The sequence below is a fragment of the Rhizobium sp. BK456 genome (genome assembly GCF_014194045.1).
Taxonomy (GTDB): domain Bacteria; phylum Pseudomonadota; class Alphaproteobacteria; order Rhizobiales; family Rhizobiaceae; genus Rhizobium; species Rhizobium redzepovicii.
The window spans coordinates 1-4,747 of record NZ_JACIAO010000027.1; the positions used below are offsets into that span (position 1 = coordinate 1).

Annotated in this window: 4 protein-coding genes and 3 pseudogenes; 4 read left to right on the top strand and 3 right to left on the bottom strand. The window is 58.4% G+C overall.

Features of this window, described 5'->3' with window-relative positions:
• Window positions 1–117: pseudogene (locus tag FHX03_RS34250) on the top strand (alcohol dehydrogenase); the annotation flags it as partial.
• Between the two features lie 11 nt (window positions 118–128).
• Window positions 129–929 carry an SDR family NAD(P)-dependent oxidoreductase gene (locus FHX03_RS34130; RefSeq protein WP_183857568.1) on the top strand — a complete coding sequence of 267 codons (801 nt, stop codon included), beginning with the start codon at window positions 129–131 and terminating at the stop codon, window positions 927–929.
• A 50-nt stretch (window positions 930–979) separates the two neighbouring features.
• On the opposite strand, the gene FHX03_RS34135 is transcribed toward FHX03_RS34130, so the two are convergent.
• Window positions 980–1,243 (bottom strand): hypothetical protein, encoded by a 264-nt coding sequence (locus tag FHX03_RS34135; RefSeq protein ID WP_183857570.1) that lies wholly within the window; start codon window positions 1,241–1,243, stop codon window positions 980–982.
• Window positions 1,244–1,288: 45 nt separating this feature from the next.
• Window positions 1,289–1,528 carry a hypothetical protein gene (locus FHX03_RS34140; protein ID WP_183857572.1) on the bottom strand — a complete coding sequence of 80 codons (240 nt, stop codon included), beginning with the start codon at window positions 1,526–1,528 and terminating at the stop codon, window positions 1,289–1,291.
• A 335-nt stretch (window positions 1,529–1,863) separates the two neighbouring features.
• On the opposite strand from FHX03_RS34140, the gene FHX03_RS34145 reads away from it, so the two are divergent.
• A complete protein-coding gene (locus FHX03_RS34145) occupies window positions 1,864–3,705 on the top strand; it encodes a type II toxin-antitoxin system HipA family toxin (protein WP_183857574.1) in 1,842 nt (613 codons plus the stop codon).
• Window positions 3,706–4,307: 602 nt separating this feature from the next.
• Window positions 4,308–4,553, top strand: a pseudogene (locus FHX03_RS34150) (WGR domain-containing protein).
• 63 nt (window positions 4,554–4,616) lie between these two features.
• Here the strand turns inward: FHX03_RS34150 and FHX03_RS34155 are convergent.
• Window positions 4,617–4,747, bottom strand: a pseudogene (locus tag FHX03_RS34155) (antirestriction protein ArdC); the annotation flags it as partial.

A 4,747-nucleotide genomic window follows, 5' to 3' on the forward strand; every position in this document is an offset into this window, starting at 1 on the left:
GAGATCGACCCCTCCTTCGTCGTCACCCATCGCGGCACGCTGGAAGATGGGCCTGCTCTCTACAAGACGTTCCGCGACAAGCAGGACGGATGCATCAAGGTCGTTCTGAAACCGTAAGGAGACCCATCATGGTTAGCAGTCAATCAGGCAAAGGCCTCGCCGTCGTCACGGGCGCATCCACCGGCATCGGCTACGAACTGGCAAAATGCGCAGCACAGGACGGCTATGATCTCATCATTGCCGCCGATGAGGAGCGCATCAACCTGGCAGCAGCAAATCTCAAGGAGTTCGGCACGGCAGTCGAGGCCGTCGAAGCCGACCTATCGACGCTCGAAGGCGTGGATCGGCTCGTCGAGCGCATCACCGCCAGCGGCCGGTCGGTCGATCTCCTGATGGCCAATGCCGGGCGCGGCCTCGGCAAGGGCTTCTTAGACCAGGATTTCGGTGCGGCGCGCAAGGTTGTCGATACCAACATCACCGGCACGATCTATCTGATCCATGCGATCGGCAACGAGATGCGCAGCCGCGGCCAAGGCCGCATTCTGCTGACAGGCTCGATCGCCGGTTTCATGCCCGGCTCCTATCAGGCCGTCTATAACGGCACCAAGGCGTTCATCAACAGCTTCTCTTTTGCCTTGCGCGAGGAATTGAAGGAGTCAGGCGTAACCGTCAGTTGCCTCATGCCGGGGGCGACGGAGACCGAGTTCTTCAAGCGGGCCGATCTCATGGATACGGCGATCGGCCAGGCAGAGAAGGATGATGCCGGCGACGTCGCACGGATCGGCTATGACGCGATGATGGACGGCGAAGGTGACGTCGTCAGCGGTTGGAAGAACAAGTTGCAGGCGGCTGCTGCCAATGTCACACCGGCAAGCATGCTCGCCCACCAGCATTCGAAAATGGCAGAGCCGGGTTCCGGCAATAAATAGAGCGGCTGTGCAGACGACGCGGCGATCCGGTCCGCGTCGCCCTCCGCTGCTTACTCGCGCTCGACGAATTTGTTGAACCGGCTGGTCTTACCGTCCTTGGTCTCGTCCTGGTAGAGAAAGGCCAGCTTGCTTTCGTCGAAGATCTTGAAGAATTCGTCCCAAGCGATCTGGTCGAACTCTTCTTCTTTTTCCCCAAAATCGATGCGTAGCACACCGCCTTTGCCGCCCGTGCGGATAACGGCCGGCTTGCCATCTCTTTTTTCCGCCCATTTCTGGATCGTCTTGTGGTCCGTCGTCGTCTCAGAGCTGCTCATTGATTATCTCCGTCTCGTTATCTATCCCACCCGCGACCGAACCGGTCACAATACTGGTTGTCTTTGCTTCCAATTGCGATAAGGCGCGAGCAATTCGCCAGGATAGCGACGCTCGATCTCGGTTTCGGTCAAAGCAATACGGGCAAGGGTCTCTTCCGCATCCTCGGCCGCTTCGCTTGCCTTTTCGAGGCTGCTCATGGTGGCGAATAACTCGTCGTCGGTCATTGCCTCCAAGCGAAAGACAAAATCCCCGACGGGTTCGCTAATAAGTGGATTGGGGGACATTCGGGCGCCTCTTTGCTGATGCCTCTCCAACTACACTTCTCGCACGAAGTTCCCTCGATTTAGCAGCAAGAACGCTCAGGTCGCCGCCTGCTCTTCCCGATATAATCGCCACGGAACTTTCGCGACCGTCAGGCGCGGGCCACCGAGCTTGGCCAGCCCGTAACCGGCCGGCCCTATTCATTCGAGCAGGTTTTGCCACCACTTGTCTTTTACGGGTTCAGAGAACCGAGAGTTGTCACTATCGCGTATTTCAGATACGCGATAGTGACAATAATCTTGATGTATCGCCGTAAAAGCTGTAACTTTTCCGTATATGAAATACGCGAAAGTTACATATGCCCCTTTATCTGGTTGGCGAAAATATCGATAAAACCCGTGGCCACCGTCAAGCGGAGGCCGGGAAACTGGTCCAGCTCATGCGTGGAATCTACGTCGATGCTGGCGATGATATAGATCAAACGGTACGCGCCCATGCGGTGCGCATCGCCAAATACCTCTATCCGAATGCCTACCTATCGGCCGCCAGCGCCGTGCTGCTCGGCCCGATGCGCGATGGTCGCCTGTTTCTTACCGGTCGCCGCGTGCAGCGCCAGCGCATCAGGACGCTCGAAATCATTCAGAACAAAGCGCCGGACCATCCCTCCATCGCGCAGGCGGCGGTCGGCGATGACATGGGCGAGTTCCGCGTGGACGTGTCTTCGTTGCGCCAGCGTTTTCTGGAAGCCTTCCGCATCCGCAGTGAACACGCGGCCTCATTCGACGAAGACATGAAAGAGGCAATCGCCGCGCGGCTGATCGAAGAATACGGAAGTGCGGAGGGCGCCGCCGATGCGGTGTTTAAGCTTGCCCGCGACAATGACTGGCTTAACGAAGGGAGTGCGGCTGAGCGGTTCCTAAAACGGAAGCCAACGGCCGCTGTCGCCATTACCAACCAGGCTGCGCTCGACCTGATCGTGGCATGGCACGGCGTTCCGATCAGCAACTTGGTGCATGATGGCTTCGAATGGCGATGGAAGGCATCCGATTCGGACGGCCCGCCGCTTGTGCGCCAGACCACGCCCGGCAGATTGCCGCCCTTCATTGAATCGCTGTTGCCGGAAGGCTGGTTAAACCGGGTGCTGAACAACCCGGACGAGCGGGCGGAACTGCGCACCGGCAAGCGCTATATGTCGAACATCACGATTGTAGAGCGGGCAAGCGAGCTGATGGCGCTTCCAGCCGATATTCTACTGACGCGGCTGAACGGCTTCACGGCAAATCACCTGTTTACAGGGACCTATGCCGGTCCCGGCCGCGGCGATATTCATGATACGTTCGAACAGAACCTGGCAAAAATCTTCGCGACGGGCGCAACGCCGCGCCTGTCAGGCGTTCAAATCAAGGCTCCGATGTTTCTCGACGCCGACGGCACGCTTATGCCCAGTTCGAACAAGCCGTTCACGCATATCCTCAAGCCCGCCGGAACGTCGGGATTTGAGGCGCTGCCCGCGATCGAGTGGCAGTCCATGGAACTTGGCCGGGCGGCCGGGTTCATCGTTCCCGCCATTGCGCTTGTCGCTATGCCGGACGGCATGCCGCATGCGCTTGCGGTTGAGCGGTTTGATATCCGCACAAGCCCTGACGACATGCGCCGTCTGGCGCTCGAAGACATGGCATCCGTTCTCGGCGTGCGGGCGGAAGACAAATATTCGGGCACCATGGAGCGGATCGCGGCGGCGCTACGTCCTCTCTCCACCGACGCCGATACGGATCTGCTTCTGGTCTTGCGTCGGGCCCTGTTCGCGTGGCTGATCGCGGACGGCGACATGCATCTGAAGAATATGGCCGTCCTGAAAGTCGCCGAGCCAGGCAGAGGAGATTTTAGCTCGGTCCGTATGGCGCCGCTCTACGACGCTGTAACAACGCGCGTGTTTCCGAACCTGCAGAATGACCATATGGCGCTGAAAATCAGCGGCAAGGACGAGCGGCTGAAAAGAGCGGATTTCCGGCATTTTGCAGCGACGGCGGGTATTCCGGCGGCGGCGGCGGATACCGCCACCGATGAGCTGGCGGCGGCGCTTGCGTACGGTCTGGACGCCCTTGTTTTGCCGCCGCCGCTGGCAGATGGTTCAGTCGGCGCTGAACGGGCGGCGCAGATGCGGGAAATTATCCGCGACCGCCTGGCCGCTTTTGGTTAGCGTCTGGCTAAATTCGACCTTGAGCAACCGCAACAGTACAAGCGTATACCCAATAATGGTTTACCACAGGTTCATGCATTGCTTTTTTGCGAAATTCTGTGAAGATTGCATTCCGCTAATATGAAACAGCCAATACGTGCAGAAATAAAAAGGACAGTACATGCAGCATTGAAATGGAGGGGAACAGATGTGGAAATGACTAGCAGTCACTCAATGCACCGTGATGTTTCTTCTCCACGTGATGCCGGCCTCCGCCGGCCTCTTCGACGGCAAGGGAGTCGATATTGGACCCATTCACGTTGGTCCCACCAACCCGGTCGCTCCAGTCTCTCCTAAGAGCGCGCCGACGCCTAACCAGCCGCTCCGTTCGCCCCGGCTAAGGTGACTGATACAGTCCAAAAGGCGCTTCGGGACACTTCAAAGACCGCACTAGATGCCCATCGTCGCGACAAAGCTGCGCTATTATTCCGATCCGGAATTCGTCGGATTGTTCACTGCATCACTGATCTGACGAGGCGACATCACCAACGTGAATCGATCCAGCCGGATCGATTCACAAATGTCGTTGGACGCGGGCAACTGGTCTTTGCGATTCTGCCCGCATGACAGTTCAGCCCTATCGTCTCTACATCGAACGCATCGACCCATCGAAGAACATGGCCCGCTTTTATGCGCTGTCGATCGAGCCGAACCTCTTCGGTTAGACATCGCTGGTGCGCAGCTGGGGACGCATCGGCAGCCGTGGGCGGCAGAAGATCCATGTCTTCGACAACGAGGCAAAAGCCGTCGTTCTCCTGCTCACCCTATTGCGCAGGAAGCGGTCGCGAGGCTATCGGGTCCTACGGTGATCCGCATCCGCGTCTCTTATGCCTGATTGAAGGAAGAGACAGTTGAGTGAAGGAAGAGACGGCTCACGCCGCCTCCTCCTCGTCGCACTCCGGCTGCAGGGAATGCAGGTAGTCGAGCGCGCGCTGGGCATGTGCTGCCGCCGAGAAGATGGCACGCTTGTCGTTGCCCAGAACCTTCAGCCAGCCATCGAGAT